Origin of the sequence: Pseudoalteromonas sp. APC 3893, from assembly GCF_030408095.1 — a bacterium.
GTDB lineage: Bacteria > Pseudomonadota > Gammaproteobacteria > Enterobacterales > Alteromonadaceae > Pseudoalteromonas.
Genome location: NZ_JASDCD010000002.1, coordinates 396004 through 422529, shown reverse-complemented (window position 1 = coordinate 422529; position 26526 = coordinate 396004). Strand labels below are relative to the sequence as shown.

Below are 26526 nucleotides of genomic sequence, written 5' to 3'. Positions count from 1 at the left end.
CTGATTCATCTATAGCACTTAATTCATTAATTTAGATTTTAACAAGCCGCCAAGCGAAGCCTGAGCGTAGCGGCTTGTTAATACTAATTCCATTTATTTATTTACCACTACCAACAACCTATAATTTATATTACAGTGTAAATGAAAAGGGGTGAAAACCCCTTTATTTATAATTAATTACGTGAGTTCACAACTTTGACAACTCGTCATTAACTTCCTGTTCGTTCTGATATATCACCTATAATTTCTAAAAGTTGATACTGCAAATCAGATAGGTATTTATCTTGTGTTTTATTTTCTAATTTTAGTTTTTTATACATAGATTCAGACTCCCTTGCTGACCACTTATAACGATGAACTAATTGAACATCTGAGGCACGAACAATCCCCCAAGGGGTAATCATCGTATGATCATGTATAGAAATCTTACAATCAGCCCATGCACCAAAATCTGGAAGGTAGCCGCGATATATTATATTTAAAAGCTTTTCTACAGGCTTGCTTGCTTTACCGGCTTTTAAATACCGCCTTATTTGACGCTCACTTACACCTAGTTCTTTAGCGCCTTTAGCGTAGTCATAACCAAAAAGTGATAAATACTGTTTGTGAAATTCTGATTTAAACATTGTGATTTTTACTCCTTGTTAAAAAAAATCACGATGCAAAATCGGCATAGGTGTTAATTTTCGCTCCCCCCCTATTAGTATACGGGGGGAGGGGTGTTAATCTCGGCTTCATCATTATCTGAAATTCCGTAATAGTTTATCAAGGGCGCATGGCTGCGCGGGGTTATGCATAACTAATAAAATGGTTTGCGCTGCGCTTGGTTACGACCGACTAGCAATAATGGAATATTAATATTAGTGTGCGGTCTACATGGCTACGCCATCAGTGATAGGTTCGTACACTAAGCTAGTCACTGGTACGTGATAATTGAACTTATTATTACGTACCAAAGTAAAAAGTACGTAATAAGTTACGTACCACTAAACAGCCTTTTTCATACGGCCAGTTATAACACTTCGAGCCATAAAGGGAATATGGTCAGGATTATCAATTAAGAAGTCTATCATCTGCTTTATTTCAACTTCTGAATCATCAGGTATCCAAAGGGTTACTTTCTTTAACCCTTTATCTTTTTGTTTCTTTTCGTACTTTTGATTTCTAGTCATAGTGTCACCAGTGACGGGTAGTAGATGAATGTATATAGATTAAACAAGCCGCTACGCTCAGGCTTCGCTTGGCGGCTTGTTAAAATCTAAATTAATGAATTAAGTGCTATAGATGAATCAGTATTATTTGCTGGTTCAGGTTGTGAATATGGGTTAGGACTGCAAAAGGCACGATAAGCAAAATCAGTTTTTGATTGTCTGATAATGACATTGCAAGGGCTGAAATATTGAATACTAAAACCCATACTCGCCAGTTCGTAAGAGTCGATACTAAAAGTACCGTACTTTTCAGTGATGAATTCAAATATAAATTCTCGATGTGTCCTGTCTGGCCGCTTCACCTCTTGAACACCAGTAACAAAAATATCACTAGCGCCATAAGGAAGACCTACAGAAACAGGCTGACCATCAAGAATCTGAAAAGCACCATTATCAGGATTAGAATTAGTATCTTTTTGAGTATCGACCATACCCACCTTAGCGGTTTCTTCGATATTTTCCATAGCGCTTTCATGACTGGTGAAATACCATAACCAATACAATATACACAAAAAGAACATAGCAATTGGAAAGGCAAAAACAGGATTGAGTAAGAGATTTTTACCTTGTCCTTTTGTAATACCTCCGGTAGCTGTCGATTTGTAGCACTTGTGTACTTCGACTGGGATTTTCTTCCATGTTGTAACACTTCCTTTGACTGGGGTTTTACCGTCAAGTTTTGGGTTATGCTCGAAGATTCTCGGTCTTCGGTTGTAATATGGTATTGAGGCGAGTCCGTCAAAATATTTGTGCGAATAGGCGTACTGGCTGACGTTTCTAATGTATTTATGGACGCTGGTAATATCGGGTGTGCAGACGATGATATCCCAGTTGTATTTGCGGTGTCGCATGTAACACTCTTTGAGTGTTTTGGGGTAAATAATGTGGCCATGCTCGTTAAATAACTCCTTTCCTAAATCGTCAGTATCGCCGCTGGTTAAGTTCTCAGGTTTGAACTTTTCAAGCTGTTCATAATGGTATTCATACCAGTGAGCGGGTATCAAATTCTTATAATTATCGATGTGTTTATAGTTGCAGCTTTCAGGTTTAAACGTTGCTTCTGTTGGGTAAACGTCTTGCACTTCATCGATTAAAACTAATGCGCCCGTTGGCATCCAGTGATACCAATTTCGCCAGAGGTGTTGGCCTTCTTCATTTTGCGATGATAAGCGCCATAACTGCGCTGACTCTGGGAACGTTTCTTGTAACTCGGTTTCGATTTCTTCGAGAGGTAAGATACCTTCGATATTGGTAACAACTAAGCGACCTTTTCTTAGTGCTGGCAACACTTCAAACCATGTAGCGCTGGCAGATTTAAAAGAACCTGGCGCACCGTGAAAAATTGATGAAGCCATTTTATATAAACCTCATAACAAATTTAGTTGCTAACGCCTGAATAATTATGGCAACACCATCGAAAAAACGCATATCAACAAGAGCCGCTTTAACATCTTGAGGTAATGAATTTGCAGCTGAAACAACTTTTGATGAAACTTGAAAATTTTCAAGAACTGCCTTGGCAACTTTCCAAGCAAATTTTATTGACTCAATTTTTAACTCAATTGCAAACATAACAGCCTTTTCTGTGGCATAAATAGCGGCACGTTCTAAAAAACTAGGAACATCATCATCAAAAAAAGCCCAAGTATCTGTAAAAAAATCCCCTACTTTTTGTGCAAAATTCGCCATACCTGAAGGCTCAACAGCTGAGAATGCAAAAAACGGTATAAAAAAAATTGTTAATAAAATAAATTTAATCTTCATAATTAATCCTTCAACAGTATATAGATAGCGATAAGGGTGGCTAATAACAAAACAGCAGGAGCAATCAGCTTAAAAAAATTAGAAACCCTTTCCAAACCCATATCAACCTGAACAGTTTTAGATGCTACTTTTAAATCAACCTTGCGGTCTTCATAACCACCATTTAATGTAATATTGAAAGTCATAAGACCATTTATTTCATCTTGAATCTGTTGTACATAATCAGAATATTCGGTTTTTTTATCTTCAATTTCTTGTTGCAATTCAGCTATATCTGAATCAGTAAAAACAGAATTCAAACCTTTGTCAGGGTCTTTTCTAGTGGTTTCTATATCAAAAATTTCTTTTTTAGTGTTATCGGCTATCTGTTCAAGCAAATCATTATCAAGGCAATCTTCACCAGTACATGGCTCACCATTATCAGGTGTACCGCCTGCATTATCTAAAATGTCTTGTAAAAGCGAATTAGCTATCATTGTATTACTATCAGTCATTGCTGTGTTGTATCTAATTTCGCCAAGTATCTCGTTAGAAATTTGGGTTTCTTCGGCTAAGCGGTCTAGGCGATCATCATTTGACTCGCTTGCTGCAACTTGGTTTTCATTCATTGCATCTAAATTTTCATTTATTTTATTCAGTGCATCGAGTTCCTCAGTTTGAGGTGTTGGGTCGGTTTCTTCGGGTGCTGGTTTTTCTTCGGGTGGTGACGTTTTATCTACTTCTTTATCAGGCGGTCTTTTACATTGAACAGGTTCTTGACTGCCATACTTGAATGGATGGTAATAACCGCCATTTTCATCAGTTTCAATTTTGCACTGCGTACCGTCTTCGTTGTTATAACAAACCTCTCTTTGCTCGCCTAAACCTGTAGTAAAACTATCTGGACCGCCAGTATTTGGTTCTGGACAAAAATCTTTTTCTTTAGCGCACATAGGAGAACCATCAGGAGCTGTGACATCAATATCATACTCAGGGGAACCATTGGGTGGACAAGTTGGTGTTTTCTCCCCTTGAATATTTGCATAATAAAGAGAGCGCCATTTAACAGTAGGTAATGTCGTGCCATCGGAATAGATGCGTGAACCTGATTGTTTAATCTTAATTGAACCATTATCTAAAACGCATTCACCACCTGCTGAATATACATATTCAACTGATGATGAAGCTGGAATTGTTGCAGCTAATTTTTTGCAACTTTCAATTTTTGCATTAATAGAGCAAACTTTGTGAGTTAAATCCCCGCTCCCATTGAGTGATGCAGCCTCACAAGGAACTGTTTCAAACCTAGGTGTTAATAAATCATCCATATCAGGGAGTGCAATTGCATTAGAAACAAAAAAAGCGCTACTAAGCGCCAATAAAAATATTAGTAATCGCATGTGAGCGCCTTGAAGAAAAGGGCGGTTTTACCCGCCGTTGTTAACTGGTTCTTACGCCACTTGAAAAGCCTTCTACAAAGCACCAAACAAGAAATGACGCTAGGCCAATTGATGTGACCATCTTACTTGCGTAACCAAGAGACAATCATACCAACACAGAAACCAGCCGCAGCAACCGTAATTACACCAGTGATAATTAGCGTATAGTTAGCTGAACCATCATCTACAGCGGCAGTAATTGCAGTAGAGTGATCAACTGCAAATGCAGATGCAGAACCCATAACAGCAGTACCAAATGCAGCTAACTTAGCTGTTTTACTTTTTAATAATTTTTTCATGTTGAATTTCCTTTAGGATTAAGTTTTACCCATGATACGGACGATACGACCGATACAATGGGCAGTTATAAAAGCGACTAATGCCGCCGAGTTAATTAAGCCAAAAGTGGCTAGGTCAAAAGCAAACAATTCATTAAGAACGTTTACTAAATTTTGTTGTTGCAGTTGTTCAAATTCAGCTTGTGTGACCATCACAAAATCACAAACGCCAGTAACGGCCATAAGTGTTTGGTCTGGTTGGATAGCGACACATTGAGCCATGGTTATTTCACCAGTTGAACATCAGAAACGATGTTTCGTGACATGTTTCTAGCATCTGGTTGAAGTGTTAAGTCAACTTCGCAAATGCCATGTTCAGCGGTGATTGCTTTGAATTTGTTATAAAGCGTTTGGTCTTCAAGCATTTCTACGCTCTTTGGTTCAAAGCCACATTTTTGAATATTGTGGTCGCCTTGGATGTAATCTTGCTCAGGAACTAAGTAAGAGATAGACGAAAAAGAGTAGGGTTTAGCTGCACCTGATTTACTAGATACACCGCGACCCATAGCCGCAGATAATAAAATTACTTTCATGTTGTTAACTCCATTTGGTTGGGTGGGGTAATACAGGCCTGATTAATAGAGTCGGGTATATCCCAAGGATTTAGGCCTTTGGTTAAACGATTAATAATTTCATCACTTGATAGTTCTTGTATGTGACGAAGGTAATTTACAAATTTGCTGTAAGACTGAATGCAGTAGCGTTCTAGTCGTTCGGCCACAAGCGCACCGTTGTGTTTTCTTTCTCTACTCGTAGTTCTGATTTCAAGACGTTCAGAAGTAATAAAAGCAAAAGCGGGATAGGCAGCAGCAAATACGGCATCGGTATTGAGTAGTGCATCCAAGGAGATAACACGGTCAATACTCCTAAGCTCAAGCTCAGCACGAACCCAATTAGGTTGAGATTCACTTTGCATTTGCTTACCTTTTTCATACATACGCGCCATTTTTCCATTTTTACGACTCCCTACATAAAGCGTATTTCCGCCATTGGCTACACAGTCATAGCGTTTTTGCCAACCGTGTTTTTTCTTCCATTCGGCTTGTTGTTCAGCTGTTAATTTTTGAAGTTCACCCGTTTGGATAAAAGAGAAAGAGGGCGCTTGATTAGTTTTACAAAAGCCGCCCTCTTCTAAATTTTGAAAGTAATCGAGTACGGTTCTATTGCCTTCGTAATCATCGTAAGCAATATCTAAACGGGTAATTTTTACGTTAGGCATTTTCTTTAACATGGCGTGTAATTTAGGAATATCTAAACCAGCGCAACCAGTACCAGAAAACGAAACCATGACACCGCCATTGTTAGCACCCCAAGCAATGACACCTGAATTTACATCGTGACGATAGAGTGTGGCTGATTTTTCATACGTGAACATACCGCCTGAATTATGGCGATAAGACCAGCTCAAAGTATCGCTTGTTAAACGGTCTGCTTTTGTTGCAACTTCGGTGTTCATCAAGTGCATGAAGTGTGAAATATCACCTTCAATCAATGATGTAAGTGTTTTATAACGTTTTGTTTTTCTTACAACATTTTTAAGGAAGTGTGAACGCTCATCATCTGGTATTTGCTTGATTGAGCTGTAATATTTGTATCTTTCGTTGTTTTCAAATAGCTCATCGTAGTAGTAATCAGAGTTAAAATTAACGGTTTCAGTTACGTCAATTTCTAGGTCATCGGTTGCATTTTGGTCGAACATTTCAGCGCATAACATAGCGTTATAAGCTTCTTTGTATGACTTAAAATCGCCATTTCCGAAAGCTAATTTTGCGTCAAAACGTAAGCGGGCAACTTCATCAGGACAAAAAACAACGGTTAAATAGTCGATTTTTGTTAGGTTTTGGGTAGGGTTTTTAACGTTCTGGTTCATAGTCAAATGCTCCAGAGTCGAATAATTCTTGCCAGTTGTTGTCATCTACATCGATAATTTCAAACGGTTCACGACCACAGTAATCAATGCAAAATGCCATTGCCTCTGCGCGTGAAGAATACATTAGCGGGTGTTCAATTTTATTGAAACCTAGTGCGTATTCTTCTATTCCTGAAATGTATTGAAGATAGAATTTCATTACTTAATTGCCTTTGGTTGTTTAGGCCAATCAGAATTATCAGGGCGAATTTGCAAAGCCATTTTTTTAATTAGTTTGAAATCGTTATAACCAAGGATTTGGTGTAATGGCATATCGCAATCAGAAGAGTGAAACAAAGAATTTAAAATTCTATATAGGTGTCTAGTTTCATAATCTGTTAATGCGAGCATATTCGTATTTCCCTTTTAAAGTCCGATACTATTGAGTATTGGACATAGTATATATTTGGTATGCCAATCTTGGATACTGAGCAGATGATAGTATTCATGTTTGGATACTGTCAAGTTATTATATAAACTAAATACAATCTATAATTAAAGTCCTATAGGAGGACGTATGAAATTCAGTTCAGAACTCATTGATAAATACAAAGAATTCAAAGGTTATACTCAAGATAAACAAGTAGTTGCAGATTTGGATAATTGTAACAAAGGGAATTTAAGCCAAATAAGGAAAGGACTTAGACACCTAACCCCAAATCAATGTATTTTTATTTGTAAAGAAATGGGCATTGATTTTAAGCCCGAGTTAATTCAATTAGCTATCGAGCGATCTAAAACAAAAGAAGAGTCGAAAGCATGGCAGGAAGTAGCAAAAAAGATTAACGCTGCATGTGTAGCGGGATTACTGCTTTTAACAGCATCATTTACCCAGATTCAAGGGGCGCATTCGCGCATACGCCATAGCCTATAATTTATATTATGTTAAATGCGGTTATTTTGACGCTAATTGTAAGGGGTTGTTCATTTCTAGAATAATGATGATATGAGGATTTTCGCCCTCGTCTTTTGGAAAAGCCCATTATTACTGGGTTTGGCTAACCCTGAGCGCAAAATTAGCTAAATCTGGATTACGCTTGGTTTTAGACGAAACCTGTTCAAACTGACTCATTACCCAATCATTCCTGCTCATTTTATACGTTTAGAATTAGATCATTGTTGATCGTTTAACTTTCCTTTAAATACACTTTAAACGCCTTTTAAACACTGTTTAAATATTTTGAGCTGCCGATGTTTAAACTTTTTCGGCAGCTATAATGGTATTGAACTTTGGGCCTAGCTCTACTGTGATCATAAAACCTTGGTACGATATTTTTACTTGATTGCCTACATAAGCAACCGTATTTGGATTTTGAACTGCGTTCATTAGTTCGTGTATTTGCTCAATTGCTAGTTGGCCAGTTAAGAACTTTTCAATTTGAGCGCTGCTGACTGTAACAGCGCTACTATATATAGGTGCGTTTTTACGTGATAACTCGTTTAGTAAATTTACAGGCAAGTGCCCTAACGTAAATTGCTGGCTATCTGGTACCGACTTTTTAAGCGCTAACTTAGCTGCTTGTAAGTTTATCTGCTTTATATAGTACTGCTGAGATTTTAAAACTGCTTCGTTAAATTGTGGTACCGCTAGTTTTTGAATGTCAGTTGATAAACTCATTACTGATTTACCCGCTGCTATGTCTGCACCTAGCCATGCTTTACCAGGATTATAATCCCAACCTAGATCAATGCCTGGTTTCAGTCTAAAGTAACATTGATATTTTGATACTTTTATTACAAGATTGTTGACTTGGAACTTACTACTTCAAATTGTTATAGTAGTTTTAAACTTTTTAATGAAGAATTATATGGCTTTTTCTACTGCTTGCTTATCAAAATCACACATGCATAAAAATCTGTACATTGAGCATGATAAACGTGTTTTTGTCATTGGCGATTTAGACGCTGATTTTCAAAAGTTTGTCGATGTCCTGCACTCGGTTAAATTTGATTATAAAAATGATGTTTTGGTGATGCTCGGAGATGTAATTGACCGCGGCAATGACAGCACAAAACTAATAAAATACGCAATTGAACATAATCTAATTATGCTACTGGGTAACCATGAACATATGATGTTAGCGTCTCTTATTGATAAAGACGCAGATGCTTTTGAGCTTTGGGTGCAAAATGGTGGCGCTTGGCATTTTAATGAAAGTGAAGAAAATTTATCACTTGTATGTGATTATCTTAAAACATGCCCGGTTACATTAAAGCTGCATGTTCAAAATGAAGTGATTACTTTATCTCACACTGCACCACTTACATGTGATTGGAACAACTTAGAATTAAATGAAGAGACACTATCAACAGATACAGTAGTACAAGAGTTTTTATGGGATAGATCTCGTGTAAAAACCCAAAGTAATGTAATAAACCCAAGTGTGTTATTTTCAATTCACGGCCATAACACAACCCAAACCCCCTATTGGCTTGGTAATACGTACCATATTGATACCAATTATTTAGCAGGTAGACCAACGATTATTAACGTAGCTGATTTAATTTCACAGTATCGCACATTAAAAAATTAATTTTACAACATATATTGCTAATTAACTGATTAATAATCAATTTATCACTAATGATAATATAAAATACTGCAATTTAGGCTGTTAAAAATAAATAACAGCCTATTTAATATAACGCTTTATTAGTGTAGTGCAGCAGTAAAAGGGATACTCTTACAAATATTTCCTTCTGCTATTAATATTTCCTCTAGTCGTGTATCAACATCTTTTTTAGCAAAATATTCATACGCTAGTTCTACAAATAAATTTTTATGTTTTTCTTCTGACTTTGCAATCGCCACATAAAAATCTTTTTCTTTCCCTTCAGGCAATGCTTGTGCGACTAAAGAGAATCGTTCGTGTCCCCTCGCCTCTATAACGGCACCTACAAGCAGTCTGTCCATTAAAAATTCGTCACGGCCATTTCGAAAAACAGCACGAATTTGTTTAACGTAAGGATCTTTTTGGTCATTACCTAAATTTACGTCTCGGTCTATTAATAGCTTTAAAACTTGCTTGAAATGAATCATTTCTTCAAGTGCTAAATCAGTCATCGCTTTAACAAGTTTTCGGCGATCTGGGTAATGTGAAAGCATAGACATAGCCATGCCTGATGCTTTTTTTTCAGCTGCTGCGTGATCTTGTAAAAATGTATCAAAGTCAGCAAGTACTGCTTCTGTCCACGAAAATGGAGTATGGTATTTTAATTCAAACATGGTTAATTTTACTCTTAATTCAATGTCGCAATTTTATCGTAATTAACTTATAAAATCTTGCTTTGAGCAGTAGTTAATAGAGTACCCTGTCGATTTTTCCATTGGCGGTAGACGCTATTTTCAGTGGATGTTTAATGTTATTCCAGGCTGTTACTTTGCCGCCAATATTCATTCTTTCGAAATCATGCATAGTATTAGGAGCTGAACATTTTAAAAAATCACATAATGAATTGAAGCTTTCAGACTCGCTAATGTCGATTTTTAAAAAGTCACTCTCTCTTGCTGAAAAATAGTGGCGCGCTTCATCTCTGTGTTGTTTATATATCTGGCGTAGGAAATCATCACACTCAAGGTTTTCTAAATTTAAATTTGAAAACGTATTTAAGTAGCAACGCTTTATATGTGGATTGAATCCACCATTTTCACGAGTTAAATTTTTAAACATTCGCGTTAAAAGTTGACGAATTGAAGGTAGCCATAATGACGTTTCCCGCTCAAGATATATAAACCTTGAGCCAGGGTATGCTTTATCAAGATATTGGTAATCATTAAAAATGGGCGTGTCAGCAATTACTTGTGCATCTTTAAAACATTTTTTTGTATAAGCCGTGTGCGCACAACTGTAGCCAAGTTGCAAAAAGCTATGGCATACACTGGTTGTGCCTGTGCGAGGTAAGCCGATAATAAAGATTTTATTTTCTGTCATTATAATTATTCGTTTGGATTAAACCAAAGTTGTTTATTTTCAAGTGGTATTTACTTTAACATGTGAGTGCTTTTTAGATGGATAACGGTTTTTTAAGCCCTAACTGTATTGCTGCTTAGCATATATATGGGCGCTTTTTGGAGTTTACAAAATAATAAACGGCTGCTGGATACGAAAGCGCAAAAGGCACACAAAGCAACCGTAATTTCATATTAGAAAAGCCGACTGAAAATTAATACGAATCCTGCTAATGCCAAGGTTGCAAAAGTTGATATCATGCCAATAACTCTTAATTTAAAAGTTCCGTCTTTGATTCCGATACTATGGCAAATACGACCAAATACCAATAATGAACCAAGAATATGACAATAGTGACTGCTAAGACCTTGGTATTCTGCTAAAAATATTAATATTAAAGCAAATGGTACATACTCAATAAAGTTTCCATGAGCACGCGTTGCTCTGATCAGCGCTTCGTTATTATCAGTACCAAGCGATATCTGGTTTGCTTTACGCACTTTAACCACATTCATACTTAAATAAATATACATAAAAGCCAATACGGCCGCATAAAATGAAATAATCACGCGTTAGTTCCTATAATTTTTTTTAATGATACCACAAGTTTAAACATGAAATAGTTACAAGCTAGCTTTTTATGATAACGTACTAAAATAGCTGATTAATAGGATATATATGTTTGTTCCACGTAAAGTTGCTGATAATTATCGAGAAATGATCAACAGCATTGGCTTTTATCCTTCAATGTTGTCTGTGGGATTTCTGCTTTTTGCCATTATCACTATGTCGGTAGAGTACACCGCGCCTATCATTAAGTTAAAAGAGCTTATTGCTTTTTTATTAGTTGATAGCGAAGAAAATGCACGAACCATATTAAGTACCTTAGCTGGAAGTATAATTTCTTTAACCGTGTTTAGCTTTTCAATGGTAATGATTGTTTTAAATACCGCAAGTGCAAGTTTATCACCCAGGGTGATCCCTGGTTTGATCACTCGTAAATCCCATCAACTAGTTTTAGGCTTTTATTTAGGCAGTATTATTTATTCAATAATCATGCTTATCAATATCAAACAAACCTCTGGAGGGGATGTTTCAATTCCTGCACTAGGGGTGTTTTTTTCATTAGTATTTGGTTTGATATCACTCGCTCTATTTGTTTACTTTATTCATTCAATTTCAAAAGCTATTCAAGTCGATAATGTGCTTAATGACTTATTTAAAGACACCAAAGGTGTTATTAAGTCGATAATCAGCCGTCAAGAGGAGCATAATATAAGCCAGTTCCCCGATTTTTCTGACTGGTATTCAATTAAAAGTAAAACCGAAGGCTATTTCAAAGGGGTTCATTCCGATAAATTATGTGACATTCTAGCCCAAGAAGATATAAAGCTCTTTATTGCCGTTAACCAAGGGTATTTTACTGTTAAAGGTTACCCTTTTCTTAAGTCAGATAAAGATCTTACTAATAACCCTGAACTCATTGAAAAATTATTAGACTGTTTTATTTTTTATGTAGAAGAATACATTAGCGACCATTATCGTTATGGCTTAACACAAATTTCTGAAATTGCAGTTAAAGCGATGAGCCCAGGAATTAATGATCCCGGTACTGCCGTTAAAGCAATTGATATGTTGAGTATCTTACTAATTGAACGCTTAAAAATTAGTGATATCAATTATTCGCTAAAACACGCACAAGATACGCCACTATTATACATTCATGAAACCTCATTTGAGGAGCTATTACATGATAACTTCACCCCACTTCGTAATTACGCCAAAGCCGATGCGTATGTAATGACAAATGTGTTAGAGGCATTTAAGAATATTTTGTTCGTCGCAAATGACAACGAAGATGCTACTGAAAAGTTATTCAATTATCTTGCTGCAATAGTAGATGATATAAATGAACACACGACTAATTTATATGACCGTACAGAAGTTATTAATATGCTAAATTCAATTACTAGGATCTCACCTAAGCGTGGCGATGTTTTGCTTAAGAGATTTGAGCAGCCAAAGTAAATGGCTATTGGCTGGTTAAATTTAAAAAGTCTCCAGCTGGAGACTTCTTATAAGTATTACCCTTTGATATAAAATGAGTTTATTAATTTTCAATCAAATAAATAGCATAACTTGAAGCTGAAATCGTGATTTCACCGGCATGATAAGAATCAGGGGTTACTGAGCCAGATTCCACATCTGCTGACATTGCCATTTTAGCTCTTACATAAGGCTGTACACCAGTGTCCATCGGCTTCATGGATGCACTGTAAAGGCCTTTAACTTCAACGCCATAATCACTTGCAAACTCTGATGCTGCTTTTTTAGCGTCTTTAATTGCTAATTTTTGAGCTTGATTATGCAGTTCATTATATTTGCTAGATACAAACTGAGTTTGATTAACTTGGTTTATACCGCCGTTAACGAGATTTTGTAAAAGCGTAGGGTATTTATCAACATCGTTAAGCGTTAAAGATAAACTACGAGACACCCTAAAACCTACAAACTCTTGCTTGTTAGTCTCTCTATTATACTGTGTCTCACGGTGAATACTGATTTGTCCTGCATTTATATCTTTAGCTAACACACCCGCTTGTTTAGAAAGTTTAATTGCTTTTGCCATGGTTTTATCAGCTTTATCTTTTGCTGCCATAAGGTTTTTGTCAACTTCGAGTATGCCGACATTAAGCAAAACACTGTCTGCAGCTGTTGTGATTTTAGCTTGACCTTGAATATATATATGCGGTGCACTTGGTGTGCTTTGGGCAAACACATTGAAAGTCATGGCGGCTGCAAGTAAAGGTAAGTAACGCATAATGTTCCTCATTAAGTGAATTAGGCTTATTAGATACCCTAGCTGGTTAATTTAAAATGAACAAGCATAAAAAAACAGGCCGTAGCCTGTTTTTATTAACATTCTTAATTAGATACTAACGCGTTTATAGTTTCGGTATTTTGGTAACCAATAGTTGGAATCAATAGCAGCCCAAAGTCTATCATCACTTATTTCAAGTGCAGCGCCCTCTTCGATTGCTTTTTTAGCAACGGCAAATGCAATGCGTTTACTTAACGTTTCAATCTCTGTAAGCGCTGGTAACAAGCTGCCTTGCCCAGTATTTGCACGCGGTGATGACTCAGCTAATATTTCACTTGAGACCATCAGCATAGCATCGGTAATTCTCGTCGCTTTTGCTGCAATCACACCTAAACCAATACCCGGGAAGATATAGCTATTATTACACTGCGGAATAGTATAAGTTTGGCCTTCATATACAACAGGATCAAATGGGCTACCGGTTGCAACAATTGCGTTGCCTTGAGTCCAATTAATCACATCAGCAGGCAAAGCTTCTACTTGTTTTGATGGGTTACTTAATGGAAAGATAATCGGCTGTGCGCAATTACTATGCATCGCTCGAATAACTTGCTCAGTAAATAATCCTGGCTGACCAGATACTCCAATTAGAATATCAGGCTCTGCACAATGCATAACATCAAGTAACGAGGCGTATTCACCACTGTAAGTCCATTGTGCTAAGTCATCGGCTTGTTGCGCAAGCGCTTGTTGGAAATCACGAAGGCCTTGCATACCTTGGGTTAACAAACCAAAACGATCAACCATAAATATTTGGCTGCGTGCTTGCGTATCTGAGATACCTTCCGAAACCATCTGGCTTATGATTTGTTCAGCAATACCACAACCGGCAGAGCCAGCACCTACAAATACCACTTTTTGCTCAGATAACTTTGCATTCTTAACGCGACATGCGGCAAGTAAAGAGCCGACAGTAACGGCTGCAGTACCTTGAATATCATCGTTAAAGCTACAGATTTCATCACGGTAACGCTTTAATAAAGGCATTGCATTAGGTTGGGCAAAATCTTCAAACTGTAATAATACATTTGGCCAACGACGCTTAACCGCTTTAATAAATAGATCTAAAAATTCATCATATTCATCTTGGGCTATGCGTTTATGACGTGCCCCCATGTACATTGGATCATTAAGTAACTTTTCGTTATTAGTACCAACATCAAGCATGACTGGTAATGTATAAGCTGGGCTGATCCCGCCACAAGCGGTATACAGCGAAAGCTTACCAATTGGAATACCCATGCCACCAATGCCTTGGTCGCCTAAACCTAAGATACGTTCACCGTCGGTTACAACAATAACCTTTACCTTTCCTTTGGTTGCATTACGCAAGATGTCGTCAATTTGATAACGATCTTCGTACGAAATAAACAAGCCACGAGCACTTCGGTAAATATCTGAGAATTTTTCACAGGCATCACCCACCGTTGGGGTATAAATAATTGGCAGCATCTCTTCAAGATGATCACGTACTAAACGGTAATAAAGTGTTTCGTTATTATCTTGAATTGCGCGTAAATAAATGTGTTTATTAAGGTTATCGTTAAAGCTTGAATATTGTTGATAACAGCGTTCAACCTGTTCTTCGATTGTTTCATAACGAGGTGGTAATAAACCCGCTAGGTTGAAACTTTCACGCTCTTTTTGTGTAAATGCACTACCTTTATTTAGCAGAGGAGTTTCGATCAGGCCTGGACCTGAGTGATGAATATAAAGATAATTTGGATCGGTATTTGTAGTCATAATTCCAAGCTTAGCGATGTCTTTAATTGTGATCTGCCATTATTACGATTGAATGTTAAAAAGCAATGACATTCAATCTTGTCAGACCATTTACAGTAAGAGAAATGTACGGAATATGCCGTACTTACAGCATATTGTACAGTATCTTATTAATTGAAATAAGGGCTATTTATGCTCATTAAGCACAATACTATTTATCGCCAAGGGCGATCCCTTCACGTCGTGGATCTGCTGCTCCGTATAAAACACCCTTTTTAATTTCAACAGCGTGTAGTCCTGAGTTCAAATCGACAACTTTTACAGTGTGACCGCGTTTAACTAACTGCGATTTTAATGCAGCAATGTCAGCCCCTTTTTCTAAGCTGGTATAACGATTTCTATTTGTTACTCGGCCTAAATTAATGGCTTGTTGGGCTGTTAAATCCCAATCCAGTACCCCAATTAATACCTGTGCTACGTAATTTATTATACGACTGCCACCCGGTGAACCAACCACTAAGCGTAAGCTTCCATCTTTGTTGAATACCATCACCGGCGACATAGAGCTTCGTGGGCGTTTGCCTGCCTCAACTCGGTTAGCTAATAGTTTGCCATCTTTTTTTGGTGATAAGGCAAAATCAGTTAATTGGTTATTCAATATATAACCATTGACCATAACTGTCGAACCAAACGCCATTTCAATTGAACTGGTCATCGAAACCGCATTTCCTGCACTATCTACAACAGATACATGAGTAGTCGAAGGTAATTCATAAGCATCATCTTGTGCATAAGCTAATTTGACTTTAGGCTCTCCGGCAACAGCTGGGGTGTCTTTTTCAGTAATTAGGGCTGAGCGTTGTTTGATATAGTCTGGCTCTAGCAGTTCTTGAGTAGGAATATAGGCAAAATCGGGGTCGCCCATGTACACATCACGATCAGCAAATGCTAAACGTGATGCTTGGGTAAAGTAATGAATGGCTTGCTCCGAATTAGGCGTGAACTGGGCCATGTTTTTACTTTCTAGTAATGCTAATATTTGTATTACTGCAACCCCACCACTACTTGGTGGTGCCATAGAGCAGATTTTATAATCATGGTATGGCGCGCACACAGCGTCACGCTGTACACTTTTATACTCAGCCAGATCGTTAAGAGTTAACGTACCCGGTGCCACCTTACTTTGCTGAACAGCTTCCACCATCTGCTTGGCATTATCACCTTTGTAAAAGGCATCAATGCCCTTTGCAGCTATGTCTTTATATAGATTTGCTAATGGTTGGTTTTTCTTTACTGTACCCACTGCTACAGGCTTACCATCCTGAAAAAAATAATCGCTAATGACATCAAGTTTAGTAACGCCAGGGTTAATTTGCTTAGCAAGTAATGCATGCAGTCGAGGGGAGACAACAAACCCTTGCTCTGCAAGCTCTATCGCCGGGTTAAATAGTGTGTGCCAATCAAGTTTACCGTATTGCTTATGAGCATTTGCAAGTGCATGTAAAATGCCTGGCACACCGACTGAACGACCTCCTACCACTGCATCAATCCATTTTGCCGCTTTACCATGTTTATCTAAAAATAAAGTTTCGTCTGCATTTTCAGGCGCGGTTTCACGCCCATCAAAACTTGTCAGCGTGTCGGTTTTTTTATCGTAATACATCATAAATGTACCACCCCCTATACCTGACGATTGTGGTTCTACCAATGTTAAAACAAGTTGTGTAGCAATAGCGGCATCAACTGCACTACCGCCTTTGGCAAGAATTTGTTGACCTGCTTTAACTGCATAGGGATTTGCAGCAGCAATCATAAAATTAGCGCCAACGACCTGTTGTTTAAGTTGATGGCCTGTGGCAGCTTCTGGTTCGCGAGTTTCGCGCGGCGTTGTTGCGCTAACGGCTAAAGAAGGAATACATAATAATGAGGCAGTTAATGCCAGTGCTTTTGGAAACGTTAAAAACATAAAATAACTTTATTGCGCCTAGGTGTTTGGCATCTTAAAGTTAAACGTGCACAATATGCAAAAGTTTGCTGTAAAAATAAGAAAAAAATGGTTAATTTACCTCTCCAACCCCGTTACGTTCTACCACCACTGTGTTTAATCGTAATTAGCTCACTCTTTGCCATGCTAAATTTGAACGATTTTTTAGAGTTCAATCGCCAGCTAATAAGTCAAGGTGAAGTATGGCGATTACTCAGTAGCCAATATGTGCATGCTAATTGGGCACATTTAGGTTTAAACTGTGCCGGTATATTGCTTATTTGGTTACTGCATGCCGAGCACACTACACCGAGTCAATATGCACTCAACTCATTAGTTTTGGGTATTTGGTGTGGCTTAGGTATTTACTTCTTTTGTCCTGATATAAAAATTTACACAGGGTTAAGCGCCCTATTACATGGCGTGATTGTTTGGGGAGCTATAAAAGATATTAGTGTAGGTATGAGAACTGGCAGTTTATTATTTATAGGAGTCTGGCTCAAGGTAGCCCATGAACAATATACTGGCCCTAGTGCTGAAGTCGGTCAACTAATTGCCTCACGGGTGGCTATTGACGCACATTTAATTGGTGCGATTGGTGGTATAGTGCTAGCAACACCAGTTATTATTAAAATGATAAAAAAAACGCCAAACTAAGTTTGGCGTTTTTTTTAACTAAAATTACAGTGTTTCTTTAAATAACTTATAGATACGACGGTATTCATCTAACCAGCTCGAAGGCTGCACAAAGCCATGCGGCTCTACAGGAAATATTGCAGTCTCAAAGTTTTCTTTTTCAAGCTCAATTAAACGTTGTACTAAACGTACTGAATCTTGGAAAAATACATTATTGTCAACCATTGGTGCGTTAATCAGTAAGTGGTTTTTCAAGCCTTCTGCATAGTAGATCGGAGAGCTTTTTTCGTAAGCAATCGGGTCAACGTCTGGGTGGTTCAAAATATTAGATGTATAAGGCGCATTATAGTGAGCCCAATCTGTAACCGGGCGAAGTGCAGCACCTGATTGGAATAAATCAGGCTGTGTAAACAACGCCATAAACGTCATAAAGCCACCGTATGAGCCACCGTAAGTGCCTACAGCACCGGTATCAACATTCGCATTCTCGGCCATCCAACTTACACCATCCATTAAATCTTGGGTTTCAGGCGTTCCCATTTGACGATAAATTGCAGTACGCCAATCGCGACCATAGCCTTTTGATGCACGGTAGTCCATGTCCATTACTACATAACCCTCAGAGGCTAATAAGGAATGAAACATAAACTCACGGAAATAACCTGACCAACCCATATGCGAGTTTTGTAAGTAACCTGCGCCGTGATTAAAAATAACGGCTTTACGCTCGTTACCACTTTCACCTTCAACATAATCGGCTGGGTAGTAAACTTTTGCGTAAATAGGCTGGTCAGTATGGCTTGATGGTACAGCAACAATTTTAGGGGCTATCAGTTGTTTTGCTAAAAATTCACTCGATACCATATTTGTAAGCTGCTTTGCACTGGCATTTGCTTTTGCGTCTGCTACATAAAGCTCTGGCGGAGCCATTATTTTAGAATGTGTTAATAATAACTTGGTTTGATCAGGACTAAGTTGGTAGTCAGTCATGCCATCTAAGTTTGTGATTTGCTCAGATTGAGCAGTTTGTGGATCGACGCGGTAAATCTCATACAATCCAGGGTGCTCAACGTTAGCTTTATAGTAAATAGCACTATTGTCATCGCTGAGGGTTAAGTTAGATACAACAAACTGGCCTTTCGTAAGTTGGGTTGCTTTACCGTTTAATGGTTTTTTATAAATATGGCTGTAACCCGACTCTTCAGATAAATAATAAAGTGTGTCTGAATTATTGAGCCACCCAAAATCATTGTATGTATAGTTAACCCATGCATCATCATGTAAACGGTGTTGAGAAACTAATGTGTTGTTTTCAAAATCAACAGATGCAATCCAACGGTCTTTGTTATCCCATGCTTCAAGCATTAGCGCTACTTGTGAGCCATCATGATTCCATACAATAGCACTTTGTGACCAGCCCCAGTCCATAATCAAGTTAATTGCACGAGGTTCTTTTTTCGACTCGTATGTTTTGCCTTCACGTGCATAATTTTCTTTTTTTACTGTAGCAAGTACGTCTTCATCGAAACCCGGTAACGTATCAAAAGCGAGTGTTTTTTGCGTGTTTTCTTCTAAATCAATATAGATAACTTTAGATGTTTGTGGTTTTGCATCGGCAACGCGGCGACGGACTTTTTCAGCTTTTACCCCCGCATCATCAGTAATATAGTTTGGCATTATATCACTGTCTTCACGCCATGAGCGGTTATCCGTTACTACTGCAATTAATGCTTTACCACTTGGTGATAATTGAACATCAGAGATTTTATTTCCTTTCCCTAAATAAAATTGTGCATTCGCAATACTTGCATTTTGACTCTTTAATTGCTCTTTACGTGTTTGTTTATCAAGCTTATTTTTATGCGTTAAGGCAATGTAGTCAATTAGTTTATGCTGTTCTTTGGCAATATACGTTTGAGGTTCAATAATGCCTTTTGGCGCATCATTTAAATGTAAATTTGCAAGCTCAGTTTGCAAACCTGTTGTTAGGTTTACTTTATAAAAAGTATTTCCTTGGCGAAAAGCTAAATTACCATCTGTTAAAAATTGTGGGTTAGATTGTTTAGCACTGTCGTGAGTTATTTGTGTAATTTCATTTATTTTTATATTTTTTATAAATATATTTCCTTCATACACATAAGCTTGAAGCAAACGGTTTGCAGAATAAACGGCATTGCTTGCACCTAAAGTATGGAGTTTATTCAACGCAACTTTATTTGCCGATTGGCTATTGACCCCTTGTACATACAAGTCCCTTAACTCATTTCCTTGTTGCTTTTGAGCGTATACAATAGTGCTTGAATCCGCAGCCCAAAACGCTCGCTCCGCTTGACGTCCTAACCAATCAGGATGCGCCATAGCTTGTTCGAGAGTGATTTCACTGCTGCCAAAATCTGCAGGCGTTGCTACAACACTTGCAACGGGGGGATTTGCAACTTCTTCAGAAGAAGTTGCGGTGGTAGTTTGACAACCAGCAAGCACAAAGCTTGATGCAATCGCCATGGCTACTAAGGTTCTATTTGCTGTTTTTAAGTTCATAGTGCTTCTGCTTAAATAGAGGAAGATTATTATAATTCCTCCAATTTAAGCAGAAGCACCATAGGTATTGCAATTATTTAGGATAAACAGCCAAAGTTTACCGTTAAGTATTGGGCGTGTTGACCTTTCAGGGTTGAAATTTGTTCAAACTAGGGAGGATTTAATCGCGGCGCGAAATTTGTAACCTAGTGGGCTAAGTAAAAATTGAGCAACAAAGAGTTAATCTTCCCTAGACAGAACCCGAAGGGCAGCGCGTGTTTGGTATTGATGCTGCGTTATCGCCTACTTATGGGGAGCAACCACACTACATTGGCTCTGCCTTGCCTAAACACCAAACACGCAGCTGCAAATTTAACCTCGAAAGATAAACACGCCCTCGCTATTTAACTAGTATATCTAACCAAACCATACGATGATCAGAAGACGCATTTCTATCCTTTATCAAACGGTACAGTTCACTATTTTTAGTTGGCCAAAAAACGCCCCCGTCTTTAACCGAAATACCATAAGTTGATGGTAAAACATAGTCAACACGTGCTTGCCAATGTGCGGTATAAGCAGCGGCATACGTACCTGTATAACTTGTTGCAGCGCCTTTACTCACCGGCACAAATTGACTATTAATTAGCGGGTTTGCTAAGAGTTGGTTTGTTGTGTTTGGGCGCTTTTTATCGCCCTCTGGTGCTGCATTTAAGTCACCAACAATAACAAATCGAGAATTACTTTTTAGCCCGCCTTTAACCCCTTTATCATCATAAAGGTAACTTGCGTTTTCAATATAATCTTTAACTAACCTAACTTCATCGTGGTTACGTTTACCATTTCTGTCTTCTTCGCCATCAAACACTGGCGGAGTTGGGTGCGATGCAAGTAAATGAACCGTTTTACCTTTGACATCGATGGGGAGATCCCAAAAAGATTTTGAACTCAAGCGCATTGCTTGCCATTCATCATTATTGTACCAATCCTGTTTTGTCTCAGGATCAATTGGCATTTGCGCATCTGGCATATCTTTGTATTTAAATTTTTGCAATGAACGTACTTTATCAAAATCAATTGGGTAGCGAGAAAGCACAGCCATGCCATAGTGACCTGGGAAAAACCCAAAACCATAAGCATCACCAAGCTTACCCGTTTTTTTGCCATCATTGTCAAAGTCAAATTCTGACGCAACTCCTGTATTAACAGGGCCTATATATGTATAAGGGTAGTTAATAGCAGGTTGTTTATTTTGACTTACTTTTAAGTAATTCTGTATAAAATAATCAATGCCTTGGGATTTATTCACATAATCGAACTCATTCAAGAGCAAGATATCAGGGCGGACACGCTGGATAATTTCTGCAATGTTTTTTATCTGTTGATGGTCACTTTTTAACGCATTCACTAGCGCATTTGGGTTAACACTTTCACCCTGTGCAGTGTAATTTGTGGCATCCATACTTACGTTAAAGGTCGCCACTCTTATATTGCCTGCTGCTTTTGCGTTATTTACTAAAGTGCACGTCACACACATGCAAGCAACAGCGGCAACAATCAATTTTATATTCATTAAATAAACCCGTCTAAAATTAATATTAAAATTACACTACTGACAACAACCCACAAAAGGATTGCCATTAAAAATGGCTTAACACCCGCTTGCTTTAAAACATTGATGGATAAACCACTGCCAATTAAAAATAAAGTCATCACTAATAACTGTTTAGCAGCACTGTTTAAAAATGACCACGTTGAAGAATAATCTGGCAAATACGTGTTTATTAATGCTGCTGTTAAAAAGCCTACAATAAACAACGGAATACTGGCTTTTTCTTCTGAGCGCCAAAATACCCCCGCTAACGTGGTATAAGGGATAATCCACATCGCACGAGTTAATTTAACGGTTGTTGCAATACTCAGCGCAACGGCGCCATAAGTTGCTGATGCGCCAACAACACTACTGGTGTCATGAATAGCTAGAGCTGCCCACATTCCAAATTGCTCTTGGCTTAAATTTAAATAATGACCTATTGCAGGAAATAGCAATAAGCCTACGCCATTTAGTAAAAATACAACGCCTAACGCTACCGCTACTTCATGATCTTTGGCTTTAATAACCGGAGCCATGGCGGCAATAGCACTACCGCCACATATTGCTGTACCAAATGAAATTAACACACCAGTGTTTCTGTTTAACTTAAATACTTGAGTAAGTATTTCACCCAAACCGATAATCGCAGTAATGCTAACAATTGTCAGTACTAACGAGCTGCGGCCTACTTCAATTACTTGGTTAATGTCGACAGCAAAGCCCAAGCCTACTACGGCTGCTTTTAGCATCCATTTACTCGCGGTTTGAGAAAGCTCAGCAAACGGGTTTCCAATAATAATTGCAAATACAGCACCCATAATAAGAGCAGAACCTGCACCAATTAAAGGAGTAAGGCATAAACCTAATAACAGTAAATAAGCTAGCTTATGAAAGTGAATCGTCGCAGGCATAATATTCCTAAATAATACTTTTCGTATGATTTATTATCTGAATTTAAGTATAGACTGACATAAACGATTGGATAAAAAAAGAAAAAGCGGTAGATGGATAGTACAGAAATAATAAAGCCGAGCTTATTGCTCGGCTTGCTTATTATTAATTCAAAATAAGGGAGGTACTGGTTGCAAGTACGCCAGGGTATTGCTCTTCGGGTAGGTATTCAGCAAGTTCAGCTAAACGCTCTCCAAGTTCATGTAAACTTGAAGCTGATACATTTATATGCCCCATTTTGCGCCCAGGCTTTGGTGTTTTTCCGTACCAATGGCTTGTTACATCGCTCACTTTCAAAACATCGTGTGGGATAGCAGACTGACCAAGAACATTGATCATCGCACTGACTTGTTTAAGTTCTGTGCTACCAAGTGGTAAACCTGCAACTGCCCGCATATGATTCTCAAACTGAGAACAATGCACGCCCTGCTGTGTCCAATGCCCAGAATTATGCACGCGTGGTGCTAATTCGTTCACTAACAATTGTCCATCAACATCAAAAAACTCAATAGCTAACACGCCTATATAGTTAAGCTCATTGGCTATTTTGTTAAATGCATCCTCTGCTTGTTGCTGAATAGCTGATTTTTCTTTACCCGCTACTGACAGTGTAAGTACGCCATTGGTATGTTGGTTTTCTGTTAATGGATAAATAACAGTGTTTCCTGATTTATCACGAGCCCCAATAATTGACACTTCACGGTCAAATGGGATCATTTTCTCAGCAATAATTGTATGCGGCATTTGCTCAGAACCCGATGCAATAAAGTCAGCCATTTCAGACCAGATTTGGTCGATTTGATCATCTGACTTTAAACGCCACTGCCCTTTACCATCATAGCCTGCTTGGCAAGTTTTGATAACGAGCGGTTTACCAAGTGCTGTTACTGCCTCAACAAGGTGTGCTTTTTCAGTAATGAGTTTATAAGGTGCACAAGCGACTTCAGTTTTACTTAACAGTGCTTTTTCAATTGCACGATCACCACCGGTTTTAATGGCCGCTTTACCTGGATAGAATTTATTACTGGCACAACATAATGTAAGCACATCATCTGGTATGTGTTCAAACTCAGCAGTAATTGCATCAACCTCAGCAATGCTTTGCTCTAAGGTAGTGCTGTAAACTTCATTAGTTAAAGGGTGAACAATTTTTTTGCTGCCAACATCATAAGCAACAACATTTAAATTCAATGGCGCGCCCGCTAAACTCATCATTCGAGCAAGCTGACCCGCACCTAAAATTAAAATTTTCATATTACTCTGCAGGGTTAGGGTTGGCTAAAATAGTCTCTGTTTGTTCTTTACGGAATGCTTCAACTTTTGCGAAGATCTCAGGCTGTTGACAGCCTAAAATTTGCGCCGCTAATAAGCCTGCATTTGCAGCACCAGCATCACCTATTGCAAGTGTGCCAACAGCAACGCCTTTAGGCATTTGGCAAATAGATAATAATGAGTCAACACCGTTTAGGGTTTTAGACTTAACTGGCACACCTAATACAGGTAGCGATGTAAACGCAGCGGCCATTCCTGGTAAATGTGCTGCACCACCGGCACCAGCAATAATAACTTTAATACCACGATCTGCGGCTGAACTTGCATAATCAGCAAGTAATTGAGGAGTTCTATGTGCAGAAACAACTTTTGTTTCATAAGCGATGCCAAATTTATCAAGCATAATCGCTGCGTGTTCCATAGTTGGCCAATCTGATTTGGAACCCATAATAATGCCAACAGTCATAAATACTCCTCAGTAAACTAATTTTCGAACCAATAGCGGACTTATGTCCTCATTTTAAGGCGGTCATTATACACGTATTAAATATAAAATCGCGATAAACAGCCAATAAAAAAAGCCATGACATGCATGGCTTTTAACTATTAAAATACAGCGTTATGCTTCTTTACTGGCTAAATACTCAGAGTATGTGCCTCTAAAGTCAATAATCTGAGAATCTTTAACTTCCCAAATGCGAGTAGCAAGTGACGATACAAACTGGCGATCATGTGATACAAATAGTAATGTACCTTCGTAGGCTTCAAGGGCTAAGTTTAAAGCTTCAATCGACTCCATATCCATATGGTTGGTTGGTTCATCCATTAACAATATATTTGGCTTATGCATCATAATTTTACCAAATAACATGCGGCCTTGTTCACCACCTGAAATAACTTTGACTGATTTTTTAATATCATTTTGTGAGAACAACATACGGCCTAAAAAGCTACGAACGACCTGTTCGTCATCGCCCTCTTGTTGCCATTGCTCCATCCATTGGAATAAGTTCATATCTTGCTCAAACTCATCGGCGTGATCTTGTGCATAATAGCCAATATTTGCATTTTCAGACCACTTAAACTCACCTTGTTTTGGTGCAAGGCGACCTGCTAATGTGTTTAATAGTGTTGTTTTACCAACCCCATTTTCACCGATGATGGCTATTCTCTCACCCACTTCAACTAAGCCTTCAAGCCCAGTGAAAAGCATTTCTTCAAATCCTTGACCTAGATTATTAAGTTCTAGTGCATTACGAAACAATTGTTTTTCTTGTTCAAAACGAATAAATGGCGTTTGACGAGATGACGCTTTAACTTCATCAAGTTGGATTTTGTCAATTTGTTTAGCGCGAGATGTTGCCTGTTTTGCTTTTGATGCGTTCGCCGAGAAGCGAGATACAAATTGCTGTAATTCAGCTATTTGGCTTTTCTTTTTCGCATTTTCACTTAACAAACGTTCACGTGCTTGCTCAGCCGCAAACATATATTCATCATAATTACCTGGGTACAGGCGTAACTCACCATAATCTATATCGGCCATGTGTGTACACACAGAGTTTAAGAAATGACGGTCATGAGAAATAATGATCATAGTGCAATCACGTTGATTCAATACATCTTCAAGCCATTTTATCGTATAAATATCTAAGTTATTGGTCGGCTCATCCAGCAGCATAATATCTGGGTCTGAAAATAGAACCTGAGCTAATAAAACACGTAGTTTAAAACCCGGTGCAATTTCTGACATAGGACCATAATGCTGCGCAGTATCAATACCCACGCCCATTAATAATTCACCTGCTTTTGACTCAGCTGAGTAACCATCCATTTCTGCAAATTCAGTCTCAAGATCGGCAACACGCATGCCATCTTCTTCACTCATTTCAGGCAAGCTATAGATGCGGTCACGTTCTTGTTTGATTTCCCATAGCTCTTTATGGCCCATGATCACAGTATCAACAACTGAATATTCTTCATATGCAAACTGGTCTTGGTTTAACTTAGCTACACGCTCATTTGGATCAGTACTAACATTACCAGATGAAGGCTCTAACTCACCGCTTAAAATCTTCATAAAAGTCGATTTTCCGCAGCCATTAGCGCCTATTAAACCATAACGGTTTCCTTCGCCAAACTTTGCAGAAATGTTTTCAAATAATGGTTTAGCACCAAATTGCATGGTGATGTTAGCTGTACTAATAATAGCGCTACCCTCCAAGGGGAAATCATAGAAATTAAATTGGCTGGAGTTTAAACCAAAACAGGTGTTTTTTCTATGGAATATTTCTGAACTAAATAGCTAATTTAATGCTTTTACAGTACTAATTACCTAGCTTAAGCCCCAACAAAATAAGGATTAATTTAGTCTTTACATTT

27 protein-coding genes are annotated in these 26526 nt (G+C 38.2%); 4 read left to right on the top strand and 23 right to left on the bottom strand.

What is annotated here, in order from left to right; genetic code table 11:
• Positions 1-209 precede the first annotated feature (209 nt).
• The 10 genes from QMA12_RS05950 to QMA12_RS05905 all read right to left on the bottom strand — a co-directional run bounded on the left by QMA12_RS05950 (position 210) and on the right by QMA12_RS05905 (position 6800).
• Positions 210-626: a hypothetical protein gene (locus QMA12_RS05950; protein ID WP_290209062.1), complete on the bottom strand. Its 417-nt coding sequence runs from the start codon at positions 624-626 to the stop codon at positions 210-212.
• A gap of 360 nt (positions 627-986) precedes the next feature.
• Complete coding sequence (locus tag QMA12_RS05945) at positions 987-1172, bottom strand: hypothetical protein (RefSeq protein ID WP_290209061.1); 186 nt, start codon at positions 1170-1172, stop codon at positions 987-989.
• Between the two features lie 86 nt (positions 1173-1258).
• Positions 1259-2566 carry a zonular occludens toxin domain-containing protein gene (locus QMA12_RS05940; protein ID WP_290209060.1) on the bottom strand — a complete coding sequence of 436 codons (1308 nt, stop codon included), beginning with the start codon at positions 2564-2566 and terminating at the stop codon, positions 1259-1261.
• Position 2567: 1 nt separating this feature from the next.
• Positions 2568-2975, bottom strand: a complete 408-nt coding sequence (locus tag QMA12_RS05935) for a DUF2523 family protein (RefSeq protein WP_290209059.1) — start codon at positions 2973-2975, stop codon at positions 2568-2570.
• Between the two features lie 2 nt (positions 2976-2977).
• Complete coding sequence (locus tag QMA12_RS05930; RefSeq protein ID WP_290209058.1) at positions 2978-4354, bottom strand: hypothetical protein; 1377 nt, start codon at positions 4352-4354, stop codon at positions 2978-2980.
• A 122-nt stretch (positions 4355-4476) separates the two neighbouring features.
• On the bottom strand, positions 4477-4692 hold the full coding sequence (locus tag QMA12_RS05925) for a hypothetical protein (RefSeq protein WP_290209057.1): 216 nt from the start codon (positions 4690-4692) through the stop codon (positions 4477-4479).
• 18 nt (positions 4693-4710) lie between these two features.
• Positions 4711-4953 carry a hypothetical protein gene (locus tag QMA12_RS05920; protein ID WP_290209056.1) on the bottom strand — a complete coding sequence of 81 codons (243 nt, stop codon included), beginning with the start codon at positions 4951-4953 and terminating at the stop codon, positions 4711-4713.
• 2 nt (positions 4954-4955) lie between these two features.
• Positions 4956-5264: a hypothetical protein gene (locus QMA12_RS05915; protein WP_290209055.1), complete on the bottom strand. Its 309-nt coding sequence runs from the start codon at positions 5262-5264 to the stop codon at positions 4956-4958.
• Positions 5261-6601: a replication initiation factor domain-containing protein gene (locus QMA12_RS05910; protein WP_290209054.1), complete on the bottom strand. Its 1341-nt coding sequence runs from the start codon at positions 6599-6601 to the stop codon at positions 5261-5263. Before QMA12_RS05910 ends, QMA12_RS05915 begins: the two co-directional genes overlap by 4 nt.
• Positions 6585-6800, bottom strand: a complete 216-nt coding sequence (locus QMA12_RS05905) for a hypothetical protein (protein ID WP_290209053.1) — start codon at positions 6798-6800, stop codon at positions 6585-6587. Before QMA12_RS05905 ends, QMA12_RS05910 begins: the two co-directional genes overlap by 17 nt.
• Before the next feature lie 357 nt (positions 6801-7157).
• Here QMA12_RS05905 and QMA12_RS05900 point away from each other — a divergent pair, with 357 nt between their 5' ends.
• Positions 7158-7514, top strand: coding sequence for a DUF3693 domain-containing protein (locus tag QMA12_RS05900; protein WP_290209052.1), 357 nt, complete (start codon positions 7158-7160; stop codon positions 7512-7514).
• A gap of 321 nt (positions 7515-7835) precedes the next feature.
• Here QMA12_RS05900 and QMA12_RS05895 read toward each other — a convergent pair whose 3' ends face one another.
• Positions 7836-8258, bottom strand: coding sequence for a hypothetical protein (locus QMA12_RS05895; RefSeq protein ID WP_290209051.1), 423 nt, complete (start codon positions 8256-8258; stop codon positions 7836-7838).
• A gap of 190 nt (positions 8259-8448) precedes the next feature.
• Here QMA12_RS05895 and QMA12_RS05890 point away from each other — a divergent pair, with 190 nt between their 5' ends.
• Positions 8449-9174: a metallophosphoesterase gene (locus QMA12_RS05890; protein WP_290209050.1), complete on the top strand. Its 726-nt coding sequence runs from the start codon at positions 8449-8451 to the stop codon at positions 9172-9174.
• A gap of 119 nt (positions 9175-9293) precedes the next feature.
• Here the strand turns inward: QMA12_RS05890 and QMA12_RS05885 are convergent, their stop codons facing one another.
• The 3 genes from QMA12_RS05885 to QMA12_RS05875 all read right to left on the bottom strand — a co-directional run bounded on the left by QMA12_RS05885 (position 9294) and on the right by QMA12_RS05875 (position 11159).
• Positions 9294-9866, bottom strand: a complete 573-nt coding sequence (locus QMA12_RS05885; RefSeq protein ID WP_290209049.1) for a tRNA-(ms[2]io[6]A)-hydroxylase — start codon at positions 9864-9866, stop codon at positions 9294-9296.
• A 73-nt stretch (positions 9867-9939) separates the two neighbouring features.
• Entirely contained in the window at positions 9940-10572 is a 633-nt protein-coding gene (locus tag QMA12_RS05880; RefSeq protein ID WP_290209048.1) for a sulfotransferase, read from the bottom strand.
• Positions 10573-10784: 212 nt separating this feature from the next.
• Positions 10785-11159 (bottom strand): MAPEG family protein, encoded by a 375-nt coding sequence (locus tag QMA12_RS05875; protein WP_290209047.1) that lies wholly within the window; start codon positions 11157-11159, stop codon positions 10785-10787.
• A gap of 109 nt (positions 11160-11268) precedes the next feature.
• On the opposite strand from QMA12_RS05875, the gene QMA12_RS05870 reads away from it, so the two are divergent.
• Complete coding sequence (locus QMA12_RS05870; protein WP_087534027.1) at positions 11269-12618, top strand: DUF2254 domain-containing protein; 1350 nt, start codon at positions 11269-11271, stop codon at positions 12616-12618.
• Positions 12619-12700: 82 nt separating this feature from the next.
• On the opposite strand, the gene QMA12_RS05865 is transcribed toward QMA12_RS05870, so the two are convergent.
• From QMA12_RS05865 to ggt, 3 genes are all read right to left on the bottom strand, one after another.
• A complete protein-coding gene (locus tag QMA12_RS05865) occupies positions 12701-13411 on the bottom strand; it encodes an SIMPL domain-containing protein (protein WP_087534028.1) in 711 nt (236 codons plus the stop codon).
• Between the two features lie 108 nt (positions 13412-13519).
• Positions 13520-15214, bottom strand: coding sequence for an NAD-dependent malic enzyme (locus tag QMA12_RS05860; protein WP_290209046.1), 1695 nt, complete (start codon positions 15212-15214; stop codon positions 13520-13522).
• A gap of 190 nt (positions 15215-15404) precedes the next feature.
• Entirely contained in the window at positions 15405-17159 is a 1755-nt protein-coding gene (gene ggt, locus QMA12_RS05855; RefSeq protein ID WP_290209045.1) for a gamma-glutamyltransferase, read from the bottom strand.
• Between the two features lie 87 nt (positions 17160-17246).
• Here ggt and rrtA point away from each other — a divergent pair, with 87 nt between their 5' ends.
• Positions 17247-17834: a rhombosortase gene (gene rrtA / locus QMA12_RS05850; protein ID WP_087534068.1), complete on the top strand. Its 588-nt coding sequence runs from the start codon at positions 17247-17249 to the stop codon at positions 17832-17834.
• Between the two features lie 24 nt (positions 17835-17858).
• Here the strand turns inward: rrtA and QMA12_RS05845 are convergent, their stop codons facing one another.
• The 6 genes from QMA12_RS05845 to QMA12_RS05820 all read right to left on the bottom strand — a co-directional run bounded on the left by QMA12_RS05845 (position 17859) and on the right by QMA12_RS05820 (position 26353).
• Positions 17859-20351, bottom strand: a complete 2493-nt coding sequence (locus QMA12_RS05845; RefSeq protein ID WP_290209044.1) for a prolyl oligopeptidase family serine peptidase — start codon at positions 20349-20351, stop codon at positions 17859-17861.
• Between the two features lie 379 nt (positions 20352-20730).
• Positions 20731-21867: an endonuclease/exonuclease/phosphatase family protein gene (locus tag QMA12_RS05840; RefSeq protein WP_290209077.1), complete on the bottom strand. Its 1137-nt coding sequence runs from the start codon at positions 21865-21867 to the stop codon at positions 20731-20733.
• Positions 21868-21902: 35 nt separating this feature from the next.
• Positions 21903-22835, bottom strand: a complete 933-nt coding sequence (locus QMA12_RS05835) for a putative sulfate exporter family transporter (RefSeq protein WP_290209043.1) — start codon at positions 22833-22835, stop codon at positions 21903-21905.
• 145 nt (positions 22836-22980) lie between these two features.
• Positions 22981-24129, bottom strand: a complete 1149-nt coding sequence (locus tag QMA12_RS05830; protein ID WP_087534034.1) for a 5-(carboxyamino)imidazole ribonucleotide synthase — start codon at positions 24127-24129, stop codon at positions 22981-22983.
• Between the two features lies 1 nt (position 24130).
• A complete protein-coding gene (gene purE, locus QMA12_RS05825; protein WP_087534035.1) occupies positions 24131-24613 on the bottom strand; it encodes a 5-(carboxyamino)imidazole ribonucleotide mutase in 483 nt (160 codons plus the stop codon).
• A gap of 153 nt (positions 24614-24766) precedes the next feature.
• Positions 24767-26353, bottom strand: coding sequence for an ABC-F family ATPase (locus QMA12_RS05820; protein ID WP_290209076.1), 1587 nt, complete (start codon positions 26351-26353; stop codon positions 24767-24769).
• Between the last annotated feature and the right edge of the window lie 173 nt (positions 26354-26526).

Excerpts from the sequence above, each read along its gene's own strand:
- ggt (WP_290209045.1), bottom strand. The coding sequence starts at position 17,159 with ATGTTTTTAACGTTTCCAAAAGCACTGGCATTAACTGCCTCATTATTA.
- QMA12_RS05930 (WP_290209058.1), bottom strand. The coding sequence starts at position 4,354 with ATGCGATTACTAATATTTTTATTGGCGCTTAGTAGCGCTTTTTTTGTT.
- QMA12_RS05880 (WP_290209048.1), bottom strand. The coding sequence starts at position 10,572 with ATGACAGAAAATAAAATCTTTATTATCGGCTTACCTCGCACAGGCACA.
- QMA12_RS05830 (WP_087534034.1), bottom strand. The coding sequence starts at position 24,129 with ATGAAAATTTTAATTTTAGGTGCGGGTCAGCTTGCTCGAATGATGAGT.
- QMA12_RS05905 (WP_290209053.1), bottom strand. The coding sequence starts at position 6,800 with ATGAAATTCTATCTTCAATACATTTCAGGAATAGAAGAATACGCACTA.
- QMA12_RS05845 (WP_290209044.1), bottom strand. The coding sequence starts at position 20,351 with ATGAACTTAAAAACAGCAAATAGAACCTTAGTAGCCATGGCGATTGCA.
- QMA12_RS05925 (WP_290209057.1), bottom strand. The coding sequence starts at position 4,692 with ATGAAAAAATTATTAAAAAGTAAAACAGCTAAGTTAGCTGCATTTGGT.
- QMA12_RS05865 (WP_087534028.1), bottom strand. The coding sequence starts at position 13,411 with ATGCGTTACTTACCTTTACTTGCAGCCGCCATGACTTTCAATGTGTTT.
- QMA12_RS05840 (WP_290209077.1), bottom strand. The coding sequence starts at position 21,867 with ATGTGTGTGACGTGCACTTTAGTAAATAACGCAAAAGCAGCAGGCAAT.
- QMA12_RS05900 (WP_290209052.1), top strand. The coding sequence starts at position 7,158 with ATGAAATTCAGTTCAGAACTCATTGATAAATACAAAGAATTCAAAGGT.
- rrtA (WP_087534068.1), top strand. The coding sequence starts at position 17,247 with ATGGTTAATTTACCTCTCCAACCCCGTTACGTTCTACCACCACTGTGT.
- QMA12_RS05835 (WP_290209043.1), bottom strand. The coding sequence starts at position 22,835 with ATGCCTGCGACGATTCACTTTCATAAGCTAGCTTATTTACTGTTATTA.
- QMA12_RS05885 (WP_290209049.1), bottom strand. The coding sequence starts at position 9,866 with ATGTTTGAATTAAAATACCATACTCCATTTTCGTGGACAGAAGCAGTA.
- purE (WP_087534035.1), bottom strand. The coding sequence starts at position 24,613 with ATGACTGTTGGCATTATTATGGGTTCCAAATCAGATTGGCCAACTATG.
- QMA12_RS05910 (WP_290209054.1), bottom strand. The coding sequence starts at position 6,601 with ATGAACCAGAACGTTAAAAACCCTACCCAAAACCTAACAAAAATCGAC.
- QMA12_RS05895 (WP_290209051.1), bottom strand. The coding sequence starts at position 8,258 with ATGAGTTTATCAACTGACATTCAAAAACTAGCGGTACCACAATTTAAC.
- QMA12_RS05950 (WP_290209062.1), bottom strand. The coding sequence starts at position 626 with ATGTTTAAATCAGAATTTCACAAACAGTATTTATCACTTTTTGGTTAT.
- QMA12_RS05890 (WP_290209050.1), top strand. The coding sequence starts at position 8,449 with ATGGCTTTTTCTACTGCTTGCTTATCAAAATCACACATGCATAAAAAT.
- QMA12_RS05935 (WP_290209059.1), bottom strand. The coding sequence starts at position 2,975 with ATGAAGATTAAATTTATTTTATTAACAATTTTTTTTATACCGTTTTTT.
- QMA12_RS05870 (WP_087534027.1), top strand. The coding sequence starts at position 11,269 with ATGTTTGTTCCACGTAAAGTTGCTGATAATTATCGAGAAATGATCAAC.
- QMA12_RS05945 (WP_290209061.1), bottom strand. The coding sequence starts at position 1,172 with ATGACTAGAAATCAAAAGTACGAAAAGAAACAAAAAGATAAAGGGTTA.
- QMA12_RS05860 (WP_290209046.1), bottom strand. The coding sequence starts at position 15,214 with ATGACTACAAATACCGATCCAAATTATCTTTATATTCATCACTCAGGT.
- QMA12_RS05920 (WP_290209056.1), bottom strand. The coding sequence starts at position 4,953 with ATGGCTCAATGTGTCGCTATCCAACCAGACCAAACACTTATGGCCGTT.
- QMA12_RS05940 (WP_290209060.1), bottom strand. The coding sequence starts at position 2,566 with ATGGCTTCATCAATTTTTCACGGTGCGCCAGGTTCTTTTAAATCTGCC.
- QMA12_RS05915 (WP_290209055.1), bottom strand. The coding sequence starts at position 5,264 with ATGAAAGTAATTTTATTATCTGCGGCTATGGGTCGCGGTGTATCTAGT.